We start from the raw sequence: 20,401 nt of genomic DNA on the forward strand, positions 1-20,401 counted from the left end.
GTAATGGATATTGAAAAAAGAATCGAACGCCTCCAGGAGCGATTGACCTACATCAGGGATATTTTCGGCTCCAAGGAGAATGCGAATATAAAGTTGCTTGGGTCCCGGCTTGATGAATTTATGGGCCGGGAAAAGAGCTTGGAAGCAACGGAAAGAGTCCGTCTGGTTACACAGCTTGAGGACTTGTTTGCGTTTCTCGAGAAAAAGCTCGAAGCCGAACTTACGCCCATGGATAGGGTGCGCATTGTACGGCATCCTCAGCGGATTTGTCTCAAGGACATCCTGGAAAATGTGTACGACAACTACACTGAGATCGGTGGGCAGGATGAATGCTCCATTGATCCCAGCATGCTTATTGCCAGGGCGTACTTTACCCGGCGGGTAGGCAATAAAGTTATAAACCAGCCTGTCATGGTCATTGGCCAGGAAAAGGGGCATGGGCAGGAATTTCGCAACGGTGGGTCAGTCAAGCCTTGGGGCAATGCCAAGGCCCAGCATTATATGCAAGTGGCCGAAGTCGAGAATATTCCCATCCATACTTTTGTTTTTACGCCTGGTGCGTTTCCGGTTGAGGATTATCCTGGTGCTGCCCAGCAGATTGCCAAGAACCTGTATGAGATGGCCGGGTTGCGAGTGCCGATGGTTGCTGTCTTTTCTGAAGGTGGTTCCGGAGGTGCAGAGGCCATTGCGCTGGCAGACAAGCGGCTGATGCTTTCACACGGTTACTATTCGGTTATTTCTCCCGAGGGCGGCGCTGCTATTGAAGGGCGTACACGCCAGGGCCAGCGGGTTCCCCCGGAACTGATTGAAGAGACTGCCCGCAAGCTAAAGCTGACTGCCGACGATTGTTTCCGGCAGGGGTATGTGGATCGGATCATTCCGGAACCGCCACTTGGTGCCCGCTGCGATCATTACGAATTCTACAAAAGCCTGCGCAACGAGCTTATCAATGCCACCAACCAGGTCGTTCTCAACGTCCGGGGCATGAAGCTGTTCCGGGCCATGGCTTTGAATCGTCGCAAAAACGCGCCCGAAAATCTGGATGCTGAAAGCATTTTCGTGCGCTGGACTTTGTCTGCCGGAGCCCGTGAGCATCTGGTCTGGAAGCGTTGGCAGAAATTTCGCAAGCTCAGCCAGCATGCCTATCTGGATAAAAGGACGTTCAAGGCCAAAGTTACTGCCAAAGGGCAGGAAATGGCCTGGGCTCTCCATTCCTTTTTCCGCTACGATTTCCTCGGCAAGCACCATAAAAAATGGCGGCGGATGGTTGAAGAACTTGGGGCGGAAGCACAGTTCGTCAAGAACAAGGTCAGCTCTCCCTTTAAAATGATACAGGAGCGGTTTGCTCCTGCCGTGGAACTGGTGGATAGCGAGGCCAAAAAAAGTCTGACCGAATTGTCCAATCCGGAAGAGGGGATTGTTCTTAATGGTCATGGTTGGAGTTATGCCAGCCCCCGCTGTCGGGAAGACAGGACTGTCACATGTCCCAATGCCGCGACTCATGGATGCTTGGACCAATGGGCTCCAGACCTCTTTGGCGAGTACGCCGGGGTCTGCGCCTATTGTGGGCATCATTTTCCCATGGAATACCAGTGGTATGTAAACAACGTCTTCGACCAGGGATCTATTTTCGAATTCAATCGCGAAATCGAGTCCGGTAATCCTCTTGAGTATGAAGGCCTGGACCAAAAGTTGGAGCAGGCAAAGAAGAAAACTGGTCTGAAAAGTGCCTGTACGACGTTTGAAGCGCGCATCGAAGGTAAAAACGTTGTTGTCGCCATGTTGGTGGGGGCCTTTCGCGGGGGGACGGTAGGTGCTGCCGAAGGTGAAAAGTTCATTCAGGCGGTCGAAAGAGCGGACAAGAAGCACTATCCGCTGCTCGCATACGTGCATGGCACGGCAGGCATTCGTATCCAGGAAGGAACCAACGGTGTTATCCAGATGCCGCGTTGTACAATGGCCGTTCGTCGCTACATCGAGCGGGGAGGCCTTTACCTGGTACTCTACGATACAAACTCCTACGCTGGCCCATTGGCCAGTTTCCTGGGCTGCTCACCGTATCAATTCTCGGTGCGGTCTGCCAATATCGGTTTTGCCGGCCCCGGGGTTATCAAAGAAACCACGGGAACCGACATGCCACCGGATTACCATCGTGCAGACAAGGCTTTGTCCCACGGCCATATCCAGGGGATCTGGGATAGGCGCGAAGTTCGCAAAAATCTGAATCAGGCTCTGCTGACCATGGGTGGACGCAACCTATATTATCGGTAATTCGCTGTCTTGGGAGTCCACACAGGAGAGATATTGGCATGATCAACGTCAAGGAATTGCTGGAGGAGATTAAAGCTTCTCCTTATAAAATGATTGAAGTCGTTGCCCCGCATACCGGACGCATCGAGTTTGTTGCCACGGAACCGGGAACCGCCGTTATGGGACCTTCGGGGACTTGGAATGAAAAACCCGGTACACTGCTGGCAAAAATAGATCGGGAACGCAACGTCAAGCCTATCTGTGCAACGGAAAAGGGTGAGGTGGAGCATGTCGAAAGCCAGTGGGCAGGGAAGTTCGTGGAGGCTGGAACTCCGCTGATGACAATTCGTCACTTCCTGACCCGCAAGGAAGTCATCGACATTATTCTTAAAAAAACATTGTATCTGTTTCGGGCGCCGGAGCGGGCCAAGTATTATTTCATTCCGGAAATTGACAAGAAAATGCGATCTTCCGGGAAAATGAGCGTGGGTGTGCAAGATGGTATGGATTTGTTCATTATGTCGCGCATGAAGCGTGAAACCGGCCTTACTTATACAGGACCGGAAGGACAGATCTATGCCGTGTACTTTAAGCACAACCAGAATGTGGACAGTGGCGACCCGTTAATCGGCGTATGCCCTGGCGATCAGCTCACCATGATCCAGGAGGTCGTGGCAAGGGTTCGCAGCGAGTGGGAAGAAGGGGAATAGGAACAATCTCGCGTTTGTACGAGTTGATTAACGTCCCGGATTCAGAGTATGCTTTAGCCGAAGGCATACACGGACATGTGTGCAGGCAGGCCAAGCTTTCAGGAGTTTTGACCTGCGCACGAGTCCGGAAAAAGGTTGAGCGATGGCCGGACAACCGGCTGCCGTAACGGTAGATCGGGTTTCATTTCCCACTGATTGCGGACATAGACCAGGGAGCGCTTACGGTGGCTAGGTTCCATTGCGATTCGTGTGGATTGGAAAAGGGTGTACCGGACAAATATGTCGGGCGGACCGTGAGTTGTCCTCGTTGCCAGGAAGGCGTGACTATTACTCCGGATGAGGTACCGCCGGACGAAGAGCGACTTGAGGCTGTTCTCAATTCCATGCCTGAAGTCGTGCCTGGCGAAGAAGGGCATTTCCCGCGCCATTCTGCTGCGGGCGTTGCTGCACGTGAGATGACACCTCCGGAACCCGACATTGACGTAGACGACGAAGAGAGTTCCCGTCGGGAAGGCAACGGAATCGACCTGGGAACTTATGATTTTTACGATGGGGCAGATGACACTTCGGATGTAGAAGAGGATGACGAGTACATCCCCGGTGCTGTCGGCCCTGCGATTCCTTTGACAGATGATGATCCTTCCGCACCTGCCCGAGTTTCTTTTTTCGGCGGTTCTTTCCTGAAAAATATTTTTGCCGGTTGCCTCGGCGGCTTCAGCTCTATTGCCTTTGTTCTTGCGTTTGTGGTTTTTATTTTCGATCCGGTTACTGCTCCTGCCGACATGCCTTTTGCCATGAGCATGGGATTTATTGGGGCAGCGTTGGTTTGCCTTTTTATCGCCTCCAATTCCAGAATCCCCTACGCGTTGGGAGGACTTGAAACAGGTTCTGCCGCAGTATTGGGGCTGTTGGCTCTCGACGTCCACACCCGGCTGATCGCAACGTATCCAGGAGATCCTGTATTCCCAACTATTGCCGCCTCGCTTATCATGTGTGGCCTGATTGCCGGATTGGTGGTCTATTTTGTGGGCAAGGCCGGACTGGGACGCTGGATGCGGTTCATCCCCCATCAGGTTGTGGGGGGGCTTATGGCGGGGATAGGCGTTTTCTATTTGCGAGGTGTTCTCGACACCTACACTGACGGCATGCCTGTATATGAGCGTTTCTTGGCTCTGGGGGGGCTGGAAGGATCCATCCCTTGGGTTGCGGCCTTGGCTTTCGGTCTGGTGCTCTACATCGCATTGCGACGTCTGCGCCGCTTCTATGTTTTTCCTGTCCTGCTCCTCGCCGGGGCTGGGGCATTTTATGGCTGGATGTTGTATTCTGGTATGGACAGGCAGGTTGCCTATGAGCAGGGCTGGCTTTTCCAAGGCTTTGATTCTGAATATTTCTGGGAGATTTACAATGTCTCCTTTCTGAACAAAATTCACTGGGACGTTGTCCGGTCCGTTTTTCCTTTTGCAGCAGCCTTGGCTGGTCTTATCGCTTCCATGCTGATGCTCAAGGTGACGGAGATCGAAACGGAATCTGGCTTTGCCTTGAGCTTGGACCGCGAGTTATGTGCTGTGGGCCAGGCCAATATCGTGGCCAGTCTTGCTGGCGGTCTTTCGGGCTCCCTTTCCCGTGGACGGAGCCTGGCCAATTGCAGTGCCGGAGCAGGCGGGCCGTCGGCTGCCGTTCTTGCCGCTATTTTGTGCGGTGGAGCGCTGTATTTTATCGGCTTCGCTTGGGCCTACATTCCCCGCTTTATTCTTTATGGCATTCTCGTCTTTTTTGGTTTGAAGCTGTTGACTCGCTGGCTTGTCGATACCTGGGGCATGTTTACCCGCAAGGACGACTATGCAGTCCTCTTCATCATATTTTTGTTGACGATCACCCAGGGGCTGATGTTGGGGATGGGCGTCGGTGCGGCTCTGGCTGTATTTGTGCTGGTAAGCCGGTACGGCAAGGTCGACGTGGTCAAGTTTACTTTGTCCGGTGCGACCAACCACAGCAACGTGGACCGTGCACCATCGCAATTGGCTATTTTGAACAGCAAGGGAGCGCAGGTTTATATTTTGCGTTTGCAGGGATTTGTTTTTCTCGGCGCAATGTATGCCCTGGTGCGGCATATCCGTGAACGTATTGCAAATTCGGATCAGATGCCGCTGAAATTCGTTATTCTGGACTTCCGCTTGGTCAATGGGCTGGATTCTGCGGTTGCAATCGGTTTGCTTCAGATGAAGCGCGTTGCCTTGGAAAACGGCATTTCACTTATTTTTACGAGCATCCCCTTTGAAGTTGAGCGTCAGTTGGAAGAGGGCGGGTTCAGCTTGAACGAACCAGATGGTTCCTGTCGTACTTTCGTGGATTCGGATTTTGCTTTGGAATGGTGCGAAGACCGTATTTTGGAGGCGGAGGACGCCTTGCAGATACGGGAAAAAACTTTGCCGGAACTGTTGGCTGGCGGGTTCCGGGATTCAGCGGAAATCAATCTGCTTATGAATTTTCTGGAGCGGGTCGAAGTCCGCAAGGGGCACTATGTTTTTCGCCAGGGAGATGCCTCAGACGCCATGTATTTTGTTGAGTCCGGCATGGTCAACGTGCAGTTGGAACTGGAAGGGAATAAGATTTTGCGGTTGAAGAAAATGGGTGCTGGCACCGTTGTTGGTGAAATGGGTATTTATACCGATGCTCCTAGGTCAGCCTCGATTGTAGCAGCTGAAGACTGCGTATTATTCCGCCTTTCCAAAAAGATGCTCGAAACCATGCAGGCCAAACAGCCGCATTTGGTGTCGGACGTGCATCGTTTTGTTGTGAACCTTCTCGCCGGGCGCGTGTTCGAGGCCAACCTCAAGGTGCGCGACCTGCTTAAATAGGAAGACAAGTTCATGGGGAAAATTTTGCAGATTCGGGTAACGGCGCAGACCTTTAAAACAGAAGATGTGGAAAAGGTCTGGCCCAAGCTTTATGCGACAGCGTGGCCCGACGCGCCGAGAGGTGTCCGTCAGCCTGGCGGTGTGCCGGAGTTGGTGGATGAGTTGGAAGACCAATTTCGTTTTGGTGATATCCCTGCGGATGTTAAAGCGGAGTTGGAAAAGGCCATTCCCGCCTTGATGGAGTGCAAGACTAAAATGCAGGATGCTCTTGCGGATTGGGACCCGGCTACAGCCGATACCTTGAGCTACCAACTCGAGGACTTGCTCTCCGAACTCGAATCTGACATGCCTAAAGTTTAAGCGTCGCCTTCGACAGCTTACCAGTGTCGAGCGGCAGCACAATCGAACAGACGTTTTCAGCATTCTGTTGCGTCATACTACAAGGAGACCACTATGGCTGGCAGCCTGAATAAAGTCATGCTCATCGGGCGTATGGGGGCAGACGCCAAACTGTCCTACCTTCCTTCCGGATCGCCTGTTGCCAACTTCAATATTGCCACGGACGAATCGTATAAAGACCGCCAGAGCGGAGAGAAGGTCGAACGTACCGAGTGGCATCGTATAGCCGTTTTTGGAAAAAGTGCGGAGTTTTGCGCTAACTATTTGGGCAAGGGACGTCTTGTTTATGTAGAAGGCCAGCTTAAAACTCGCAAATGGCAAGACCGGGACGGTCAGGACAGGTACACTACGGAAGTGGTTGTCGATATGTTCCGCGGCCGGGTAGAGGGACTTGATCGTGCTTCCCAGGGCGGAGAGGGCGGATACGAAGGACAGAGCTACGGCGGTCAGCAGGACGGATACGGTTCTTCTCAGGCTCCTCAGGGTGGACAGGCTCAGAGGCGGCAGCAGTATCAGCAGCAACAGCCTCAAGAGGACGAAATGGGGCCTGCATTCCCCAGCGAAGCCAGCGGAATGGATGACGTACCGTTTTAAGTTATACTTTTACTCTCTTTCGATTTTGGAAGACCAAATAAAAAGCCCCGTCAAATTTGACGGGGCTTTTTATTTGGAGGCACTGGACCAACTCTTCCTTACCATAGATTACACGGAGTTTCGAACTCTCCGCTCTTCCATAAAGTTGGGAAAAGAATACTAATGTTTGTGATCATGCGGGTGATCGTGCCCATGCACGTGGTCATGGGGGTGATCATGTTCCGTGTGCTCATGTTCATGCACATGGTCGTGTGAGTGGCAGTGGGTGGTGCCATCCGCATGCGTGTGTTCATGGTCATGCGCGTGGGGATGTTCGTGGCTGTGCTCCCCATCATGGGGGTGCTCCAGATCGTGTTGCATCTTCTGATAACGGGACTCTTTCTTGGGACCGCAACCACAACTATCGCACATAGCCTTCTCCTTGCCATATTTGTTTTTATGAATACGTATTACATATTAAAAAAAAGTGCTTCTGTCTAGATAACATCAAAAGAATTGTTGGCTGAATTTGCTATTGGGTACGTAAGAGGCAACGTGGAAAGTGAAATGGAAAAATATGGATTTTATCCCGGTTTAAGCGGATGCCTATTGACGGATGGTAATGAAAAAAGCCCTGCCATCGGGAGCGGTGACAGGGCTTTTATTGGGATTTGTTGGATTATTCGAAGTTGCTAAATGAGTTCTGGAATATGGTTGTCACCACTTCTTCCGTCACCTCTATGGGAGCGCAGGCCAGCAGGCTGCCAAGGGAAGGTGTATCAAAAGCAAGACGGGTGAGATGGGGAATCTGTTCTTTGGTAAATCCGATATCGCCCAGGTGCTCGGTCAGGCCGAGGCTGTTGAGCCAATTCTGTACGCTTGCCCCCGCAGCCCGTGCTTCATCGGCCTTGCCTGTCAGGTCGGGGGCCAAGGGCTTGAGAACGTCGGCCAAAACTTCTGCACAGCTGGGGTAGATGGCATACACGATGGAAGGAAGTAGTACGCCAAGGCCTATTCCGTGCGACAAGTCCGGTTTCACCGCGCTGAGCGGATGTTCCAAGGCGTGAGTGAGATGAAGCATCCCGTTGTCGAACGAGGAGCCAGCAATCATGGAGGCATAGAGCAGCCAGTAGCGGGCTGTCAGGTTATTGGGGTTTTCCAAAGCTGTCGGGAGATGTTTCACCACGAGGCGGGTAGTCTCTTTGGCTGTCAGGATGGAGAAAGGCGAAGCCATTATCGTTGTTGCGGCTTCAACAACATGGTTTACCGCATCAACGGAAGTGGAAAGTGTCTGATGATGTGAAAGGCTTGTCATCAATGCCGGGTCGTCGATGGAAATCCAGGGATAGATGCAATCGTATGCGATTGCTGGCTTGTGTTCGGTTTCAAGGTCGGTTGCCACGGCAAAGCGATTTGCTTCGGAACCGGTTCCATGGGTGAGGTTAATGACCACGATCGGAAGGGCCTTGGAAGGAACGAATTCTCCACGGTAAAGTTGCCGTGCGTTAAATTCTGGATTGCTCAGCAGAATAGCCGCGCTCTTGGCCGTGTCTATGGGGCTTCCGCCACCTATAGCCAGAACTGCCTGGACCTTGGATTTGCGCCCCAATGCGGTGGCTTCGTCTACCTGATCCATGGTGGGATTCGGTGTGGCGCCATCATAATGGGCAATAGTAATTCCCTGTTCTTTAAAAGCTTCCGTCACTACTTCCCAGGCACCGGTCTTGCGGTACGCGCCTTTTCCAGTGATGCAGAGAAGGCTCGTTATATCTCGTTGCTTCATCTCAAGGGCAACGTCATGCATTTTGTTGATAGCACCACAACCAAAATATACACGCGCTGCAATACGGATTTCCGATACCTTATTGATGTCGGCATTTTGTTCCCACATGTCCAAACTCCTTGATGGTTCGAAATGAAGAGTGAGTAGGCCGCCCAAGCCCATTAAGAGTCTCTGATAAAACCATCTACATCTTTTGTTTGTTTAATCAAACAAAAAATAATTTCTTAAAAATCAAAATGTTAAGTTTTTTATCAGGGGGTTATCGGAATTTAGTGAAAAAAAGAACATAAGCTCAGTTTTTTTGCAGCTGAATCAATGAATAAAGAATTTGAGCGAGTGGAGTGCTCAGATCGAGATGATCAAAATGGGAAGTTTGTAGCTCCAACTTTGGGCCACGAATATAGGGACAAAGACTTGTTCAGGTGAGGATGGAGGAATAAGCTGTTTGTAGTTGAAAACAGACGATAAAAAAGCAGCCAACTGATATCAGTTGGCTGCAGTGGGTTGGTTTGGTTGTAACGGCCAGTTATCTTACGACAGTCCAATTTCTGCGAAGACCGTTCTCATCCTTTTTCGGCAATCCTTTTGAGGATGAGTTCCTCCGAGGCCGCCATTCGTAAGATAACGGTTACGTGTTCACCGGGAAGTGCTCCTATAAACGCTCCGATCATGGCACCTGCGGCCACGCCGATGTGTGCTGTCTCCGGAGACCAGATAATCAGCTTGAAAACGAGCCCGCAGAATGCCCCCCCGAACGCGCCAAGAACGGAACCATCGATGGAGGCGTCGCCTTCGTCGAGTGGAAGCCTGCGAATCCATAAAATCATGTTGCGCAACAGACTACCGCAAAGCGCACCCAGAAAGGAGCCGACCATAACCAGAAATACGCCGGTCAGAGACTGGAAAAAGAGGTTGGATAGAGGACGCATGGCAAGAAGATCATCAATAATTGCCGCAAACCCTCCAAGGGCTGCAGCCAGCCAGAAGCTCTTGTGCCGTGTCTTGATCAGGGCGGTGTTTTCAAGAGCTTCGTAGTAATCGGCTGTTCGGGCTGGATTCAGTCCTTTTCCATTCATGTGATGTGCCTCCGCAATACTAAGTAGATACATGCGATATTTTGCTCTGGTAAGTTTTGCTTCGGCATTTTCAGGAAAAAGTTTAGCCATTAAGTGCGTATGTGCTTATTTCTCGTTTGGGGAAGCTTTGAGTTTTTATAAGGATAGGCGGAAGGGAGATATTGGACAGTGAGCTTTCTCTCGGGTAGGACAGACGGCGCACTGATCGGAGGTGAACAATTGAAATCAGGATACGATTTTTCCCGTCGTCCAGACTTTTGGGCGCTGCTTATTATAGGCGTCGGGACCCTTGCCAGGCTTTGGATTATTGCCAGTGGTCAACTGAATCTTGTGCAGGATGAAGCACAGTATTGGGATTGGACCCGCCATTTGCAGTTGACCTATTATTCCAAAGGGCCTCTCATTGCCTGGATAATACACACAGGTACTACAATATTTGGCGATACTGAGCTCGGCGTTCGTTTTGGAGCACTCATAGGTTCCCTGATGACTCAAGTGGTCATCTACTGCGGACTGGCAAAATATTGGAAACGTCCGACAGTGGCGCTGTGGACATTGTTTATTGCCAATACGGCTCCTTTTTTTCTTGCGTCCGGCGTACTTATGACAACGGACAATCCCTTTGTCCTTTGTTTCGGGATTTGTCTTTTCAGCCTCTACGCGGCATCGTCGGAACGTGATGGTAAGGCTCTCACCTTGCCTTTTGTTATCCTGGCGTTCGCTCTTGCCGTGGGTATACTTGCCAAGTACACCATGCTTGGTTTTCCGCCTTTGGCTTTCTTTTTTGCCTTGGTGCTGGCTTGGCGAAAAGAGCTTCCTGCCGGTTTCTGGAGCCGCTTTTTTGTCGCCATGGTGGCTGGTATTGCTTTGGGCTTTCTTCCCACCTTTATCTGGAATGTGCAGAACGACTTTGTCGGTTACAAACATGTTTTTTATCTGATTGGTGTTTCCGGACAGAAAGCAGAACACCTTATCCGTTTTGATCGTTTCCCAGACTACATTGGAAGCCAAGTCGGCTTGATAACCCCCTGGTGGCTTATTTTCATGCTGGTGGGTGGGGCACGAGTCGTGCGCAACTGCCTTGGGCTTGAGGCCGGGGGAGAGGACAATGGAAATCTTGGACTCGACTTTCGAAAGTCCTTGCTTCTTGCTGTATTCTTTTGGCCCATTTGGTTGTTTTTTCTTGCCTGGAGCTTCCACTCCAAAGTGCTGCCGAATTGGTCTGCTGTAAGCTATGTGGCTGGATTTATCATCTGCGGCTTTTATTTCGATTGGTTCTGGAGATATAGTACTTCCCGGTGGGCGCGCTATAAGCGTGTGTGGGTCAACTTGGGCGTGGCAGTATTTCTCGTGCTCCACTTCAGCTACATGCTTCCTTTGCCGGACTCCATAAATCCGTTGCATCGTTTAAAGGGGTGGAATGATCTTGGGCAGAAGGTCTATTCCCTTCAGGAGTCTGAGTTCAAAGATCCGGAAAAGGTTTTTGTTTTTTCCGATCTGTACGATATGACGGCTGCTCTGGCGTTTTATGTTCCAGGACAACCTCGTACCTACTGTGCCTGGTTGGATCGCCGCATGAATCAGTATGATATGTGGCCCGGACCGCAGGATAAAAAGGGATGGAACGCCATCTACGTTGCCAAGCGGTTTCATGACATTCCTGAAAAAGGAGTGGAAAAGATGTTCGAGAGGATTTCACCGCCCATTAAATACCAGACGCAATTCAAAGGGCAGCCCGCACGAAAGTTTACAATATTTTTGTGTTACGGGTATAATGGGAAATGGCCTATAGACAATAGCGGCCAATTTTAGCCGCAGTAGGGGTACGTTTCTTATATTGCCATATAATGGACGCAATAGAGCGGAAACCAATTTCCGGGATTATATTCTTGTAATGTAATCCCGGTTTTTTTTATTGCTTTTTTACTTTTATTTAGAGCTGTTAGGCCTCTTGAGTTAGTTTTATGTATAGTTCCTACATAATTACCCTACTTGCCGACAGTATCAGAGGAGCTTAGGCATATATAAGAGGAACATTCAAGCGAGCAGCCTCGCATATACGGGCAGTTAATGTAGAAGGGATTTTGCCCGTTGACTTCGGGGCATGCGCGGGGGGATAAAATGAAAGAGCGTCGCATTTCTCCTAGGGTAGCTTTGGATATTGATTTCTGCATGCTTTCCCACCTGAAAGGTGCGGACCTAGTCGGGCTGATCAGGGACATCAGCCCGGAAGGGCTCTGCATAGAGTTGGCTACCGGAGATTCCATGGAGCACATTGCCGTTGGAGAACCCGTAACCTTACATGATTTTCCCGATTATATGGGGTTGTCTGTAGAACATGTACCGGGGCAGATCGCTTGGCGACATGGAGATTCTTGCGGGGTTGTTTTCAGTAATCCTTTGAGGGAGGATTACGCGGCATTGGTTGCTTCTCGGAATAAACAACTGGATTGCTCTTTTTTCGGGATGACTTACTAGGAGCAGCCTTAACCGCCATCCGGTAGCATCTGATTACGTCTAACTAGAACGGCCAGTTTTTAACTGGCCTTTTTTTTAAAAAACAACTTGTAATAAATCTTAAATAGGATTAATAACTAAAATCAACAAAGCGGAAGAATCCAGGAAAAAAACTGGAAATCTTTGCGTGCTTGGCTATATTTATTCGTAAGGTGTTTTTTATCTAGAGTGTTTTTTATTAAGAATTTGAAAAAAAAACGGAGGTATTCTCATGTCCATCGGTATGCCGCTTCTTGGTGATTTTTTTCCTGAAATTGAAGTTGTTACTACGCACGGCCCCATGAAACTGCCCCAGGATATGAAGGGAAAATGGTGGGTGCTGTTCAGCCATCCTGCAGATTTTACACCGGTATGCACAACCGAGTTCGTGGCTTTCCAGAAGCGTCTGGATCAGTTCCGCGAACTCGGGTGCGAACTGGTTGGGATGTCCATCGACCAGGTCTTTGCCCATATCAAGTGGGTGGAGTGGATCAAAAAAGAGCTCGGCGTGACCATCGAATTTCCTATCATCGCCGATCACGGCCCTGTCGCAAACAAGCTGGGCCTTGTGCACCCGGGGAAGGGAAGCAATACGGTACGAGCTGTGTTTATTATCGACCCAGAAGGAAAGCTGCGCCTTATGATCTACTATCCCCAGGAGATCGGCAGAAACATGGACGAAATCGTCCGTGCGGTAAAGGCTCTGAAAACGTCCGATGCCAACGGCGTCGCCATCCCTGCGGATTGGCCGAACAACGAGCTCATTAAAGATGAGGTGATTGTTCCTCCGGCCGACACTGTGGTCGACGCCGAGCAGCGTTCTTCTCAGTATGAATGCTTTGATTGGTGGTTTTGCCACAAGAAGCTCTAGTCTGTAACTTTCTAATCGTCCCTTTTGAGTTCTGGAATCATCAAGAGGAGCCGTGAGGCTCCTCTTTCTTATGCGGCCCCATGTCAAGAACTCCCTGTGTTCTTGATTTCATCTTTTCACAGACCAGACTTCACCCTCGCCCTTTGGCGCAATCATTAAGTATTCCTTTTCTTATTCGTGCTCTAGGGCACCAAGTACCGATTCGGTACGTCTATTGAGATCGCCTTTTTGGGTTCGTAGTCGGCTACCAAAGGGAGCTCGCGATCAGTTAGGCTGTTGCTGCGGGCAAGCTCAGTTTCCACAGCAGGGCAGCCAGCTTTCGGGCAAGCGCGGCGATCGCTTTCTGCGGTACACCGTGCCTGCTTAAAATCCGGTTGTAAAAGTTGCTCGCCCACTCATCCCGTTGTTTCCACATCCAGGCTGCTTTGATCAGCAGACTTCGCAATCGCCGCTGTCCGATGGGGCGAAGTCGCGCCGTGCCTTTGCACAACCCGCTTTGCTGCACTACCGGCGCCGGGCCGAGATACGCTGTTACCTCTTCGCTTCTGTTGAATATGCCGGGCCGGAACATCTCTGCCGCAAACGTCGAGGACACGACTTCGCCGACTCCGGGAACGGACTTCACGGCGGCAATGCGTCTTGCCTCGTCTTGTTTCTGGGAAATGACGCGTAATCGTTGATCCACGCGGCGTCATGCGGTGGCGAGGTACTCGAGTTCCTCAATCAGGCTTTGCAGCGTATCGTTTGCGCCTGAAGGCAGCACCAGCGCCTTGAGAGCTTTTATAGCCGTTTTGCCTCAGTGGTTGAGGTTGTGCGGCTCCGTCATCCCCAGAGATAACAGCAATGCACGGATACTTTGCTTGGTCTATTGAAGTGAATCGGTGAGTTGGTGGCGACGTCGCTGCAGCGAACGAAAGGCTTCCTCTTTTTCGCTGGGGATGGCGATTGAACGAATCAGGCCGTAGGCCGCGTACTTTGCTAGCTTACGGCAGTCGAGACTATCTGTTTTGTTCGTCGGAGAAACGGGGCAGGGAATGCGGCTGGGGCGGCGACGATCACTTTGATCCCAGCCGACCTTAGGTTTCGCACCAAGCCGAAGCCGGTTGGCCCTGCCTTGTAGCAAACCGCCCCGATCTCGACAGGAAGCGGGGAAAAGCACTTGGGATAACAGCGCAACGTCGGCAGGACTGGACCAATCCTTGATCATGCCGTCCGGACGCAGCAAGGCGACACTGAACGTCCTTTTGTGAACATCCACTCCGACGAAACGCTGCCCAACAAACGCCTCCATAAAACGTCTTACCGAGATACCTTGGTACTCGCCATGTCGGCCTCCTTTGAGCTTCACTTTCTGGTATGAATACCAGCTTAAGTCGGGGAGTGCCGACATGGTATTTTGGGTATCGGCTTGACAGTGCATGAAATAAAAGGCAGGTCCGGCCTGCCCTGTCCATTTTGTGTTTGGAGAAAAAAAGCATGCACATAGTTCTATTTGAACCGGAAATACCACCCAACACTGGCACGATTGCAAGATTGTGCGCAGCAACGCAGACCCACTTGCATCTTATTGAGCCGTTGGGTTTCTCGTTGGAAGACAAATACCTCAAACGTGCAGGGCTGGACTACTGGCCACATGTGCAAGTGAGCGTGTGGGATGATTGGGAGACTTTTTTGAAAGGCATGGCGCCAGGTCGTCTGGTCACTACAAGTGCCCGGGCTGGTAATCGGTATTGCGATTTTCAGTATGAACCTGACGACTATTTGGTCTTTGGGCCGGAGACTAAAGGGCTTCCCCCGCATATTCAGGCACAGACCGTCCACCATGTCCGTATTCCCATTTGGGGCAAGGTCCGTAGCTTGAATATTGCCAACGCTGCGAGCATTGTTCTGTATGAAGCCTTTCGGCAGACAGGCGTCTTGGAAGACAAATAGTTTGGTGACGTCAGTACAACAAGAAAAAAGCCCTTAAGGAACAAACCTTAAGGGCTTTTTCACTTTTGAAAGAGGTAGAGTTAGACCAGCGCCAGCTTCTCTTTGATAAGATCTTTGGCGCGCAGGGCCAGTTTGCTGATCTCGGGTTTGGATATCTGGTCGTCTGCGCCAACAGCCACGCCTTTATGGCGGAGTTTGTCCGTAATAAGCGAAGAGAAGAGCATCACGGGCAAATCACGAAGGATGGAGTCTGCCTTGATTTTTTTGGTGAGGTGATGTCCATCCATGGCAGGCATTTCAATATCAGCAACAACAACCTGAACATACTCGGTCACTTTTTTCTTTTCTTCTTCAGCTTTGGAGCGGATTTCCTGCAGCCGATCCCAGCATTCCTGGCCGTTGCTGGTTATTTCAACGTCAAAGTTAGCTTTTTCCAGCAGATCGCGAAGCATATCCCGTATCAGGGCGGAGTCATCGGCGACCAGAGCGCGGTAGCGTTCTCCCTGGCTGAAGTCGATGCTTTCGTCCAGACGAAGTCCCAGGTCCGGATTGAGTTCGGCCACGATTTTTTCAAGGTCGAGAAGAAAAACAATCCGATCTTTGATCTTAACCACGCCAGTGATGGAGTTGCTGGAAAACTGGGCAACATAGTTGTTGGGCGGTTCGACTTCTTCCCAACTGATGCGGTGAATACGGTTTACGCCGGACACCAGAAAGGCGGATGTAACCTGGTTGAATTCGGTAACAATAACTTTGGGCGGTTCGTGTTCTATGCGTTCTTTTCCCAGCCACATGGAGAGGTCAACCAACGGAATGACATGCGACCGAAGGTTGAAGGCGCCGAGAACAGAAGGGTGGTTGACCTGAGGCAATTCGGTGATTTTAGGAAGCCTAATGATCTCAAGAACTTTTGCTACGTTTACACCGTAGTATCCTTGGTATTCATGATCTTTTGAGACCTCTGGCTCATCGATATAGAACTCAACGATTTCAAGTTCGTTGGTTCCCGCTTCGAGAAGGATGTTTGTTTGGGACATGGTATCTCCTACTTCTGGTACCGAATGCTATCACCGGTTAAGGTCTATAACCCTTTCAGAAATTGTTCCACCTCGTCAATGATTTTTGCCGGGGTTGAAGCTCCTGCCGTGAGGCCTACCCTTTGGATTCCCTGCAATTGGTCCACTTTTATGTCTTTAAAAGTTTCCACATGCATTGCGGGCGTACCGGAATCTGTAACAACTTGAGCCAGGCGCCGTGTATTGCCGCTTTCAAAGCCTCCGACTACAACAACGAAATCAACTTCTTTTGCCAGTTTGATTGCTTCGTCCTGACGATTTTGGGTCGCATTGCAGATAGTATGCAGTACCTGGACATTTTTGTCCGAGTTTTTTTGCAGTTCATCTGAAATTTGTGCAAAGATGGTTTTGTCCTGCGTTGTTTGTGCAGCCAGACAATACGCCTCTCCGGGCATAAATTTGAAGTCGTTTAATTCTTCCCGGCTTTCGAAAACAAAGGCTCCTGACGAAGCGTAGCTAAGTAAGCCTTTTACTTCAGGGTGGTTTGCTTCCCCGAACAGCAGCGCTATTCTTCCCTCAGAACCACAACGACCAATAGAAAGCTGTGCCTTTTTCACTTTGGGACAGGTGGCGTCAAGCACTTCAATATTTCGGTTCACAAGCTCCTGCTCTACATGACAGGGAACCCCGTGAGCTCTGATGACCACCTGGGCTCCGACAGGTATGTCTTCAGGGGAGGTCGCAACCTGAACTCCTTTCTGCCTGTAGTCTTCCAATACCTGGGGGTTGTGGATGATTGGTCCCAACGTAAAGAGCTGGCGGTCTTTATTGGCATTTACAACCGCGTCCAGTTTGCGCAATGCGAGGTCTACTCCCATGCAAAAACCGGCGGTTTGTGCCTTTATGACGTCCATTACATTTCTCCTGTTGCAGCGGGGGAGGTTTCGTCGTCTCTGAAGGCGCAATTTTTGGAGGTTGGGCAGTCTGTCTGTTCAATATCTGCGATGATCCGTTGCAGTTCTTCCCATTCAACACAGGCTGTAATGCGTTTCCGGATGGATCGTGCTCCGGGTAAGCTCTTGACATAGCGGGGAATGATACTCCGCATGCGATATAATGTCCGCATTGCATCGCCGCATTGCTCACGAATAAGGTCCGCCTGTCTCCGGGCCAAGGAGGCAATGTCGGCTCCTGTGGTTGGAGCAATGGGACGACTGTTTATAAGGGCGTTGAACTTAGCAAAAATGGCCGGATCGCTCAAAGCGCCCCTGGCAAACATTATCGCCGCCGCTCCGGTTTCGTCCAGACAGCGAATGCCATCCTCGGCGGTATGAAGGTCGCCGGACGCAATTACGGGAATATCTACAGCTTCAACGAGGCGACGAATGTAGCTCCAGTCTGCAGTGCCTGAATAGCCTTGGCGAGCGGTCCGGGGGTGCAAGCTGAGCCAGCCTGCGCCCAATCGTTCGAGTTCCTGACCGATTTCCAGACAATTGATGTTTTGCGTATCCCAGCCCAGGCGAAATTTAATGCCGACATTGCCTGTTCCGGCACGCTCCACCATGGTTTCGGCGACTTTATAGAGAGTCTCCGGCGTCTTAAGCATGACTGCGCCGCTTCCAGATTTGGCCACTTTGGGGACGGGGCAACCTGCGTTAAGATCAAAATATGTGAAACCATGTTCGAGGAGATAGTCCATCCCCAGGCCTATATATTCAGGTTCCGCTCCGAAAATCTGCACAACCAGCGGGGTGTCTGCCGAAGTGGTGGCGACCAGCCGTGCCGTGGCATTGGTGCCGAATATAAGTCCTTTGGCACTGACCATTTCCGTGACGCAGACCCCTGCTCCGAGTTCTCGGCAGAGAAGGCGGAAGGGAAGGTCTGAGTATCCGGCCAGTGGGGCCAGCCATGGTTTGTCGCGGGATATGTATGTTGAGGAAAAAGTGACGGTCATCTCTATGTATGAAAAGTTCTTGGTTGGTTTGGTCGTCGGAGAATAATGCTTTGTCTGCACAAGTCAAAGGAAAAGGGGATGCTCCGAAACCGTATTGAAAAGAGGAAAAAAGGCTCAGATGGCGCTGGAGAAAAATCCATGCAGAGATGCCTGGGGAGTAAGGAAATATTGTATTATTTTCATGGTCCTGCCACGCAAGGGCCGGATTCCAAGACAATTGACGTCGATGTCCGGAAGGAGGTTGGCAACGAGAGTCTGCATGCGGTCTGTCATTGGATATGAAGCGGGTATGTCGAGAAAAAGTCGGTAACTTGCTCTGGGGTATTTAAAGAGAATTCTTGCCTGACCGTGGCGGGCCGGAGCGGGCTCAAAGTCAACGACGAGTTGCCACAACGCAGGGTCGGTCGCGTCAGGGCTTGGTTCCGTCGATGGGATGGCAAGGCACTCGGCGCCTCCGGTTTCGGGAAAAAGCTGGGGAAGCCAGCGAAAAAAGCCAACTCTGTCGGAAAATAACATTGTATTGATATGATTTTCCAACTCCAGCAGACGTTTTTTTTCTTCGGAAAGTTGAGGGTGCTCAGGGGATAACGCAGCTTTGCTATTGCCATGCGATCGTTTGTATTCGGCAAAGAGTGCTGCGGTTTCATGCAAAAGACCAGGGCCGGATGAAGAGGAAGCCTGAGGGAGATGCTTGAGGATGACTGCCGGGTCCAAGGCTTCAATACGAAACGCATGAAGAGAGCCTTCGGGAACGGCTTCCCCCAGATCAGCCAGAAGTTCATTGCCTTCTATACGGAGCCAATAAAATCCATCAGGATCACGCCTTAAGACGCGTCCTCTGACGATTTGTCCAATACGATGGTTTGAGCAAAAGGTGGCTATGCGTTGGTTCCTGTCGGAAAATCTGGGGTAGGGCATCATGTGCGTTCGGCGGGACTAGAGACCAGCCTGTTCGATAATTAATTCGACTTCTTCCAGGGAAAGCCCGGTGGCGCGGGCCAGCTCCTGAGACGATTTACCACGCTTGCATCCCGTTACCACAATTTCTCGTAAAAACTGCGGAGATTTGCATACTTCTTCTGCCTGTTTCAGAAGGCGTTTCATGTCAGCAGCTCGGGCTTCGAGCAGCTGGTCGAGTTTGGTAAGTTCGTTTTGACGTTGTTCGAATGAGGCAACGATTTCCTGTTCCAACTGCGCATTGAAGCGAAGTTTGTTCAGCAATTCTTCTTGCTTGCTACGCAGCTTGGAGAGTACCGCTTCGCTTTGGCGCAGGCGTAAAAAGAAAACGACTACCAAGAGCAACAGAAGAATTTCCGTTACGCTCAGGACAAGAAGCAACCAATCTGTGTTGATCATAAAAAAGAGCCGATCCTGTTCAGACTTCGATATCCAGTATGTTTCCGGACCAGGGGGATGCGTTGGATGCCTTGGAGGAGTTCGTATTTTCTTCCTTTGGCTCGTCTTGCGCTAATTCCTGTTCTTCCGAATGGTCCCGCTGCCGCTGTTCGTCTTTTACCCGAGGAGTGAGTTCGGCCTGGTGGATTTTCTCAACCTGATCCCGGCTTTTTTGGGCTGCCTGCAGTGCGTTTTGAAACAACAACGTTCTTTGCACACCCGGATGGGTGTGTTCGGCTGTCACCAATTTGGACAGGTGCGGCAGTTGCGCGATGAGGGTGGTCAGGTCTATTCCACCAGCCATTATTGCACCAGGTACTTCTCGACCAGCAATGTCTCCAATTGGGTTTGGCCGAGGTATTTGTTTATGACGGCCAGGATGTCCTTTTTGAGGACCTCCATATTGTTTGTATCGGCAAGGAAGGCAAAATCCTTATTACTCAGATAATAAAACACTGCATCCCGCAGGACAAGCATCTTTAGTTCAATTTCGTGTTTTGCTGCCGTATTATGAGTAGTTACGGAAAATTGACAGTGAATGAACCGAACCTTGCCATCAGCCTGTGCCTTTTCCACCCAGAATGGCTCGAAAACTACTGGTATATTTTTAACTTCCGGTTCTGCTGGCGCTTCAGGTGCGGTTTCTTCCGTTTGGGCAGGCTTTATTTCCTCAACTACTTTTTCCCCTTTGGGGAGGAGCCAGATTTTTATGGGAATGGCAATGAGGATGACCAGAAGAACCAAGAGGCCGATGAGAACTTTACGGTTCTTGAGCAGACCAGCAAGAGAGAGCTTTTTCTTTTCTGTTTTTTCCTCTAGCTGTTCTTCAGCTGTGTCCGGCTCTTCATCCTCCTCATCTTCATCCTCTTCCAGAAAAGGGGCATCATCCAGGTCCAGCTCAACTTTTTGTAGGGCACGGGGAACATCTTCCCCTGCGTCCGCCTCGCTGTCGTCAAGCGCAGCCTTGCCTTCGGTCTCCGCGTCTTCGGGACCGTCCAGGGCTTCTTCTGTGCTCAAATCGTCATCTGGGGCAATCATTCTTTGTCCACAGGCTGCTGGTATGAAAAGGAGCTATACAAGGTGTATGC

At 50.7% G+C, this 20,401-nt stretch carries 20 protein-coding genes; 9 read left to right on the forward strand and 11 right to left on the reverse strand.

The features are described from left to right. Positions 1 to 3 precede the first annotated feature (3 nt). The 5 genes from ACI0FJ_RS01945 (at position 4) to ACI0FJ_RS01965 (ending at position 6,811) form a co-directional block, all read left to right on the forward strand. Positions 4 to 2,271: a carboxyl transferase domain-containing protein gene (locus ACI0FJ_RS01945; RefSeq protein WP_424298256.1), complete on the forward strand. Its 2,268-nt coding sequence runs from the start codon at positions 4 to 6 to the stop codon at positions 2,269 to 2,271. A 38-nt stretch (positions 2,272 to 2,309) separates the two neighbouring features. After that, positions 2,310 to 2,960 carry a biotin attachment protein gene (locus ACI0FJ_RS01950; protein WP_424298258.1) on the forward strand — a complete coding sequence of 217 codons (651 nt, stop codon included), beginning with the start codon at positions 2,310 to 2,312 and terminating at the stop codon, positions 2,958 to 2,960. A gap of 320 nt (positions 2,961 to 3,280) precedes the next feature. Further along, positions 3,281 to 5,818 (forward strand): SLC26A/SulP transporter family protein, encoded by a 2,538-nt coding sequence (locus ACI0FJ_RS01955; protein ID WP_424298260.1) that lies wholly within the window; start codon positions 3,281 to 3,283, stop codon positions 5,816 to 5,818. Positions 5,819 to 5,830: 12 nt separating this feature from the next. Beyond that, entirely contained in the window at positions 5,831 to 6,178 is a 348-nt protein-coding gene (locus ACI0FJ_RS01960; RefSeq protein WP_424298262.1) for a hypothetical protein, read from the forward strand. Positions 6,179 to 6,271: 93 nt separating this feature from the next. After that, positions 6,272 to 6,811, forward strand: a complete 540-nt coding sequence (locus ACI0FJ_RS01965; protein ID WP_424298264.1) for a single-stranded DNA-binding protein — start codon at positions 6,272 to 6,274, stop codon at positions 6,809 to 6,811. Positions 6,812 to 7,469: 658 nt separating this feature from the next. Here the strand turns inward: ACI0FJ_RS01965 and ACI0FJ_RS01970 are convergent. Further along, the gene (locus ACI0FJ_RS01970) at positions 7,470 to 8,681 is read right to left on the reverse strand and encodes an iron-containing alcohol dehydrogenase (protein WP_424298266.1); all 1,212 of its coding nucleotides are present in this window, start codon (positions 8,679 to 8,681) and stop codon (positions 7,470 to 7,472) included. A 455-nt stretch (positions 8,682 to 9,136) separates the two neighbouring features. Further along, positions 9,137 to 9,649, reverse strand: a complete 513-nt coding sequence (locus tag ACI0FJ_RS01975; protein WP_424298268.1) for a hypothetical protein — start codon at positions 9,647 to 9,649, stop codon at positions 9,137 to 9,139. 219 nt (positions 9,650 to 9,868) lie between these two features. Between ACI0FJ_RS01975 and ACI0FJ_RS01980 the strand changes: the two genes are divergently transcribed. From ACI0FJ_RS01980 to ACI0FJ_RS01990, 3 genes are all read left to right on the forward strand, one after another. Further along, positions 9,869 to 11,461 (forward strand): ArnT family glycosyltransferase, encoded by a 1,593-nt coding sequence (locus ACI0FJ_RS01980; protein ID WP_424298270.1) that lies wholly within the window; start codon positions 9,869 to 9,871, stop codon positions 11,459 to 11,461. 309 nt (positions 11,462 to 11,770) lie between these two features. Beyond that, positions 11,771 to 12,127, forward strand: coding sequence for a PilZ domain-containing protein (locus ACI0FJ_RS01985; RefSeq protein WP_424298272.1), 357 nt, complete (start codon positions 11,771 to 11,773; stop codon positions 12,125 to 12,127). Positions 12,128 to 12,377: 250 nt separating this feature from the next. After that, positions 12,378 to 13,016 (forward strand): peroxiredoxin, encoded by a 639-nt coding sequence (locus ACI0FJ_RS01990; protein WP_424298274.1) that lies wholly within the window; start codon positions 12,378 to 12,380, stop codon positions 13,014 to 13,016. 268 nt (positions 13,017 to 13,284) lie between these two features. Here the strand turns inward: ACI0FJ_RS01990 and ACI0FJ_RS01995 are convergent, their stop codons facing one another. Continuing rightward, positions 13,285 to 13,701, reverse strand: a complete 417-nt coding sequence (locus ACI0FJ_RS01995) for an IS110 family transposase (RefSeq protein ID WP_424298276.1) — start codon at positions 13,699 to 13,701, stop codon at positions 13,285 to 13,287. Positions 13,702 to 13,881: 180 nt separating this feature from the next. Next, entirely contained in the window at positions 13,882 to 14,406 is a 525-nt protein-coding gene (locus tag ACI0FJ_RS02000) for a hypothetical protein (protein WP_424298278.1), read from the reverse strand. An 86-nt stretch (positions 14,407 to 14,492) separates the two neighbouring features. Here ACI0FJ_RS02000 and ACI0FJ_RS02005 point away from each other — a divergent pair, with 86 nt between their 5' ends. Continuing rightward, positions 14,493 to 14,948 carry a tRNA (cytidine(34)-2'-O)-methyltransferase gene (locus ACI0FJ_RS02005; protein ID WP_424298280.1) on the forward strand — a complete coding sequence of 152 codons (456 nt, stop codon included), beginning with the start codon at positions 14,493 to 14,495 and terminating at the stop codon, positions 14,946 to 14,948. 80 nt (positions 14,949 to 15,028) lie between these two features. On the opposite strand, the gene ACI0FJ_RS02010 is transcribed toward ACI0FJ_RS02005, so the two are convergent. The 7 genes from ACI0FJ_RS02010 to ACI0FJ_RS02040 all read right to left on the reverse strand — a co-directional run bounded on the left by ACI0FJ_RS02010 (position 15,029) and on the right by ACI0FJ_RS02040 (position 20,351). After that, a complete protein-coding gene (locus tag ACI0FJ_RS02010; protein ID WP_424298282.1) occupies positions 15,029 to 15,985 on the reverse strand; it encodes a chemotaxis protein in 957 nt (318 codons plus the stop codon). 44 nt (positions 15,986 to 16,029) lie between these two features. Beyond that, positions 16,030 to 16,878, reverse strand: coding sequence for a 4-hydroxy-3-methylbut-2-enyl diphosphate reductase (ispH, locus tag ACI0FJ_RS02015; RefSeq protein WP_424298283.1), 849 nt, complete (start codon positions 16,876 to 16,878; stop codon positions 16,030 to 16,032). Further along, positions 16,878 to 17,918 carry a tRNA dihydrouridine synthase gene (locus ACI0FJ_RS02020; protein WP_424298285.1) on the reverse strand — a complete coding sequence of 347 codons (1,041 nt, stop codon included), beginning with the start codon at positions 17,916 to 17,918 and terminating at the stop codon, positions 16,878 to 16,880. Before ACI0FJ_RS02020 ends, ispH begins: the two co-directional genes overlap by 1 nt. A gap of 114 nt (positions 17,919 to 18,032) precedes the next feature. Further along, positions 18,033 to 18,839, reverse strand: coding sequence for a hypothetical protein (locus ACI0FJ_RS02025; protein ID WP_424298287.1), 807 nt, complete (start codon positions 18,837 to 18,839; stop codon positions 18,033 to 18,035). Between the two features lie 15 nt (positions 18,840 to 18,854). Next, positions 18,855 to 19,274, reverse strand: coding sequence for a hypothetical protein (locus tag ACI0FJ_RS02030; protein ID WP_424298289.1), 420 nt, complete (start codon positions 19,272 to 19,274; stop codon positions 18,855 to 18,857). Between the two features lie 19 nt (positions 19,275 to 19,293). Then, on the reverse strand, positions 19,294 to 19,617 hold the full coding sequence (locus ACI0FJ_RS02035) for a hypothetical protein (RefSeq protein WP_424298291.1): 324 nt from the start codon (positions 19,615 to 19,617) through the stop codon (positions 19,294 to 19,296). Further along, the gene (locus tag ACI0FJ_RS02040) at positions 19,617 to 20,351 is read right to left on the reverse strand and encodes a flagellar basal body-associated FliL family protein (protein ID WP_424298293.1); all 735 of its coding nucleotides are present in this window, start codon (positions 20,349 to 20,351) and stop codon (positions 19,617 to 19,619) included. Before ACI0FJ_RS02040 ends, ACI0FJ_RS02035 begins: the two co-directional genes overlap by 1 nt. Between the last annotated feature and the right edge of the window lie 50 nt (positions 20,352 to 20,401).

Origin of the sequence: Desulfovibrio sp. 7SRBS1, from assembly GCF_049723905.1 — a bacterium.
GTDB lineage: Bacteria > Desulfobacterota > Desulfovibrionia > Desulfovibrionales > Desulfovibrionaceae.

Bases quoted from the DNA above. Each gene is read 5' to 3' on its own strand.
- ACI0FJ_RS01945 (WP_424298256.1), top strand. From the start codon at position 4: ATGGATATTGAAAAAAGAATCGAACGCCTCCAGGAGCGATTGACCTAC.
- ACI0FJ_RS01950 (WP_424298258.1), top strand. From the start codon at position 2,310: ATGATCAACGTCAAGGAATTGCTGGAGGAGATTAAAGCTTCTCCTTAT.
- ACI0FJ_RS01960 (WP_424298262.1), top strand. From the start codon at position 5,831: ATGGGGAAAATTTTGCAGATTCGGGTAACGGCGCAGACCTTTAAAACA.
- ACI0FJ_RS01965 (WP_424298264.1), top strand. From the start codon at position 6,272: ATGGCTGGCAGCCTGAATAAAGTCATGCTCATCGGGCGTATGGGGGCA.
- ACI0FJ_RS01970 (WP_424298266.1), bottom strand. From the start codon at position 8,681: ATGTGGGAACAAAATGCCGACATCAATAAGGTATCGGAAATCCGTATT.
- ACI0FJ_RS01975 (WP_424298268.1), bottom strand. From the start codon at position 9,649: ATGAATGGAAAAGGACTGAATCCAGCCCGAACAGCCGATTACTACGAA.
- ACI0FJ_RS01985 (WP_424298272.1), top strand. From the start codon at position 11,771: ATGAAAGAGCGTCGCATTTCTCCTAGGGTAGCTTTGGATATTGATTTC.
- ACI0FJ_RS01990 (WP_424298274.1), top strand. From the start codon at position 12,378: ATGTCCATCGGTATGCCGCTTCTTGGTGATTTTTTTCCTGAAATTGAA.
- ACI0FJ_RS02000 (WP_424298278.1), bottom strand. From the start codon at position 14,406: ATGTCGGCACTCCCCGACTTAAGCTGGTATTCATACCAGAAAGTGAAG.
- ACI0FJ_RS02005 (WP_424298280.1), top strand. From the start codon at position 14,493: ATGCACATAGTTCTATTTGAACCGGAAATACCACCCAACACTGGCACG.
- ACI0FJ_RS02010 (WP_424298282.1), bottom strand. From the start codon at position 15,985: ATGTCCCAAACAAACATCCTTCTCGAAGCGGGAACCAACGAACTTGAA.
- ispH (WP_424298283.1), bottom strand. From the start codon at position 16,878: ATGGACGTCATAAAGGCACAAACCGCCGGTTTTTGCATGGGAGTAGAC.
- ACI0FJ_RS02020 (WP_424298285.1), bottom strand. From the start codon at position 17,918: ATGACCGTCACTTTTTCCTCAACATACATATCCCGCGACAAACCATGG.
- ACI0FJ_RS02025 (WP_424298287.1), bottom strand. From the start codon at position 18,839: ATGATGCCCTACCCCAGATTTTCCGACAGGAACCAACGCATAGCCACC.
- ACI0FJ_RS02030 (WP_424298289.1), bottom strand. From the start codon at position 19,274: ATGATCAACACAGATTGGTTGCTTCTTGTCCTGAGCGTAACGGAAATT.
- ACI0FJ_RS02035 (WP_424298291.1), bottom strand. From the start codon at position 19,617: ATGGCTGGTGGAATAGACCTGACCACCCTCATCGCGCAACTGCCGCAC.
- ACI0FJ_RS02040 (WP_424298293.1), bottom strand. From the start codon at position 20,351: ATGATTGCCCCAGATGACGATTTGAGCACAGAAGAAGCCCTGGACGGT.